This window comes from Candidatus Erwinia dacicola (assembly GCF_001756855.1).
GTDB lineage: Bacteria > Pseudomonadota > Gammaproteobacteria > Enterobacterales > Enterobacteriaceae > Erwinia > Erwinia dacicola.
In genome coordinates this window covers 1-4,249 of record NZ_MAYS01000584.1, presented here as the reverse complement: position 1 = coordinate 4,249, position 4,249 = coordinate 1, and the positions used below count along the sequence as shown (strand labels likewise).

Annotated in this window: 4 protein-coding genes and 1 pseudogene; 1 reads left to right on the top strand and 4 read right to left on the bottom strand. The window is 55.5% G+C overall.

Annotation, left to right across the window (positions count from 1 at the left end; all coding sequences use genetic code 11):
• The 4 genes from BBW68_RS14490 to zipA all read right to left on the bottom strand — a co-directional run.
• The coding region (locus BBW68_RS14490; protein WP_148127594.1) for an IS6 family transposase at positions 1-368 on the bottom strand (368 nt) is incomplete at its 3' end.
• A 90-nt stretch (positions 369-458) separates the two neighbouring features.
• Positions 459-671, bottom strand: a complete 213-nt coding sequence (locus tag BBW68_RS14485; protein ID WP_070135890.1) for a DUF3820 family protein — start codon at positions 669-671, stop codon at positions 459-461.
• A gap of 1 nt (position 672) precedes the next feature.
• On the bottom strand, positions 673-2,682 hold the full coding sequence (ligA, locus tag BBW68_RS14480) for an NAD-dependent DNA ligase LigA (protein WP_070135889.1): 2,010 nt from the start codon (positions 2,680-2,682) through the stop codon (positions 673-675).
• Positions 2,683-2,752: 70 nt separating this feature from the next.
• The gene (gene zipA, locus BBW68_RS14475; protein ID WP_070135888.1) at positions 2,753-3,712 is read right to left on the bottom strand and encodes a cell division protein ZipA; all 960 of its coding nucleotides are present in this window, start codon (positions 3,710-3,712) and stop codon (positions 2,753-2,755) included.
• A 220-nt stretch (positions 3,713-3,932) separates the two neighbouring features.
• On the opposite strand from zipA, the pseudogene BBW68_RS14470 reads away from it, so the two are divergent.
• Positions 3,933-4,249, top strand: a pseudogene (locus BBW68_RS14470) (EI24 domain-containing protein); the annotation flags it as partial.

Here is a 4,249-nt window from a genome sequence, read left to right as displayed (position 1 = left end):
AGAAGTTTACCCATAAAGCGATAGGCGGCTTTGGTGTGACGACGTGAAGACAGGTAAAAGTCAATGGTGCAGCCCCTGCTGTCGACGGCGCGGTACAGATAAGCCCAGCGTCCGTTGACCTTCACGTAGGTTTCATCGAGATGCCATGAGCCAAAACCGGAAGGTTGACGCCAGTACCAGCGCCGCCGCTTTTCCATTTCAGGTGCAGAACGCTGAACCCATCGATAAATCGTGGTGTGATCGACATTTACCCCTCGCTCCGCCAGCATCTCCTGCAGCTCACGATAACTGATGCCATATTTGCAGTACCAGCGGACGGCCCACAGGATAATATGACGCTCAAAATGTCGACCTTTAAATGGGTTCATGTGCTGCTCCTTCAACTAAACAGTGGCATCAGTTTACCATCGCCAGATCTTTGCAACAGTGCCGTTTAAGCTGTAAATCAACTGGTTAAGCTAGCACTTCAGCGGTTTCACCAGCCCTTCTAGACCTTCGATTTTAATCGCCAGCGTAATCTGCATCAGCTTCCCGAGATTCCCCTGCGGGAACTCATCTTTACGAGCAAACCACAGCAGATACTCTTCCGGCAGGTCGATCAGCACCCGCCCTTTATATTTGCCGTAGGGCATCACGGTGTTGGCAATCTCAATCAGGTGCTGTTTATCCATGTCACTCGCCCAGTAAGCGGATCATTTCTGCTTCGTCGATCACCTCAATCCCCAGCTCCTGCGCTTTAACCAGCTTGGAACCAGCGGCTTCCCCGACAATCACCAGATCGGTTTTTTTCGACACGTTGCCGCTGACTTTCGCCCCCAGCGCCCCCAGCCGGTCTTTCGCTTTATCGCGCGGCAGAATGCTGAGAGAGCCGGTCAGTACCACGGTTTTCCCGGCGAACGGGCTATCGATCTCTTCGGCTTTCACCACCACTGCCGGCCAGTGGATGCCGGCTTTCTGAACTAGCAGGCAAATCACCTCGCGGTTGCTCTCTTCATCCATAAAGTTACGCACGTGGCTGGCGACCACCTTGCCCACATCCGGTACGGCGATTAACGCCTCCAGATCGGCGGCCATTAACGCCTTTAGGGTACCGAAATGGGCGGCGAGGTTAGCGGCGGTGGCTTCCCCGACTTCACTGATGCCAAGCGCATAGAGGAAGCGGGCAAAGGTGGTTTGTTTGGCTTTCGCCAGCGCATTGACCACGTTCTGTGCTGACTTCGGTCCCATACGATCTAGCCCGGTCAGCCTGCCGGGGGTGAGATCGAACAGATCCGCCGGATTTTTCACGCACTCTTTATCCACCAGCTGGTCGATGATCTTCTCGCCCATGCCGTCGATATCCAGCGCGTGGCGCGACACAAAGTGTTTTAGCGCCCCTTTGCGCTGCGCGCCGCAGATCAGGCCGCCGGTGCAGCGGGCAACAACCTCTCCCTCGACGCGCTCAACGTCCGAGCCACAGACTGGGCAGTGCGTCGGGAACTGCACTTCACGCGCCTCTTGCGCGCTTTCCACCACGCTGACCACTTGGGGAATAACATCACCCGCGCGGCGGATTACCACGCGGTCACCAATCTTCAGGCCGAGGCGTTCAATTTCATCGGCATTGTGCAGCGTGGCGTTACTCACCATCACGCCCGCGACCAGCACTGGCTCTAGGCGCGCAACGGGGGTAATCGCGCCGGTGCGGCCCACTTGGAATTCAACGTCGCGCACCACGGTCATCTGCTCCTGCGCTGGGAATTTAAACGCCACCGCCCAGCGCGGAGCGCGCGCCACAAAGCCGAGCTGCTCCTGCAGATCGAGCGAATCGACTTTGATCACCACGCCATCTATATCAAAGCCGAGATTCGGGCGGTCGACCTCCACCTGATGGTAAAAGGCCAGCACTTCTTCAGCGGTGTGGCACAGGCGCACACGCTCACTGACCGGTAATCCCCAAGCTTTAAACTGCTGCAAGCGTCCGATATGGCTGCACGGCATTTCACCGCCTTCCAGCAGGCCAAGGCCGTAGCAGAAGAAGGTCAGCGGACGTTTGGCGGTGATGCGCGGATCAAGCTGGCGCAGCGACCCAGCGGCGGCGTTACGCGGGTTGGCGAACACCTTATTGCCAGTGCGGCGCGCTTCGTCGTTCATCTTTTCGAACCCGGGCTGCGGCATAAACACTTCGCCGCGCACTTCGACACGGGCCGGAATATTGTCACCATGCAGGCGCAGTGGAATAGCGCGAATAGTGCGCACGTTCGCCGTGATATTTTCGCCGTTGGTGCCATCACCACGCGTGGCAGCGCGCACCAGTTCACCGTTCTCATACAGCAGGCTGACTGCCAATCCGTCGAGCTTCAGCTCGCAGCAGAAAGTGATCTCATCCACGTTTTTCAGGCGATCCTGCACGCGCTTGTTAAACGCTAGGTAGCTCTCTTCATCAAAGGCATTATCCAGCGACAGCATTGGCACTTCATGACGCACCTGCTCTAAGGCGCTCAATGGTGCGGCCCCGACACGCTGGGTCGGCGAATCGCTGGTGATGAGTTCAGGATGCCCAGCTTCCAGCGCGCGCAGTTCCTCCATAAAACGGTCATATTCCGCATCGGGTAATTCGGGGGCATTAAGCACGTGGTACTGGTATTCGTGGTGGCGAAGCTGGGTTCGCAGATGGGTGAGTTGTTGTTGTACGGATTCCATAGCGGCACCATCAAAGATAAAAAAACCCGGAAGACAGGGGTTTGGAAAAAGTTCGATTATAGCGGGAAACTCAGAGGCTGTTAGCGTAAATCACGTCTCGGATGCGCGCCTTGTAAGTTTCCAGCTTTTGCGGGGTCATCATGCGGCGTTGATCATCTAGCACCACGCCACCAACATCGTCGGCGATGCGCTGTGCGGATTGCAGCATCAGCTTGAAGTTCTGATGTGCATCACCGTACGACGGTACCATCATAAAGATAGAGACCCCCGGGGTGGAGAACTCGGACATATTATCCGGGTTGAACGATCCTGGCTTCACCATATTCGCTAAGCTGAACAGGACCGGGCCGCTGCCCGCCGGGTTTAGATGACGATGGAAGATGTTCATTTCGCCAAACTGGAAGCCAGCCTGCAATACGCCCTGCAGCAGCGCTTCACCGTTGATCACGCCACCGGCGTGGGCAGAAACGTGCAGCACCAGAACGGTCTCTTTACGCTGCGCTTCTTCACGCTTCTGCTCGGCAATCTCTTGAACCGTTGGTTCCGTCACTGCTGGCTGCACGGGTGCAGCTGGCAGGGCAACAGGCTCTCGCGTGACCGCCGGGCAAACGGGCTCAGGCTGACGCACCGGCGCTGAAACTTCCGGTTCATCGTATTCAGGTTCCGGCGCGTGCGGCAGTTCGCCGCCAAATAGCGTACCAAGCTCTGGCTGCTCATCAATTTGTGGCTGATGACGCACAGGTTCTGGCTGTTGACGAGGTTTGGGTTGACGCGGCGGCTCATCCCCGGCATTAAATCCACCCAAGGAAGTGTCCGTTGGCTCAGGCTGGTTACGCTGTACGCTCACTTCACCCACGCCCTCTTCGTCATCCTCGAACGCTTTTTCTCTATCCTGCTTTAAATGCTTGTGAGGGCGATCGCGAAAAACGGATGAGCGCTCTTTACGGCTGGTCCACAGGCCGTGCAGTAAAAGCGCTATTATGGCGATCGCGCCAACAACGATTAATATCAGACGCAAATCCTGCATCATTGTATTCTCTGTTGTTCCAATACCTTGCCACCGCGGCAAACTTTATCCTCTAACTGTATTTGCCCGAGTACACAAGTGCAAGTCCGTGCAGTATTTTCTGACAAATATCACGTACTAGGTGCGCTTCTTTGCTGTTTTTTCGCGCAAAAGGCACCTGGTAAGTGGAAAAAGCTGGGTTATGATAGCTACAGCCTACCCAAATAATGGAGAAAAGCAGTCCATGTCACATCACAATTCCGACCACGCTTACAACGGCGTGCACTATTTTGCTCAGGGATGGAAACTGATCCGCCTGCCTAGCATCCGTCGTTTTATCATTTTTCCACTGTTAGTTAATATCATCCTGATGGGTGGTGCCTTTATCTGATTGTTCCACCGCATGGGCCAGTGGATACCAGAGTTAATGGCACTGGCTCCCGGCTGGCTTCAGTGGCTGAGCTATCTGCTCTGGCCACTGGTGGTGTTATCGATCATTTTAGTCTTTAGCTACTTTTTCTCCACTATTGCCAACTGGATTGCTGAACGTAGCGCCCTTAC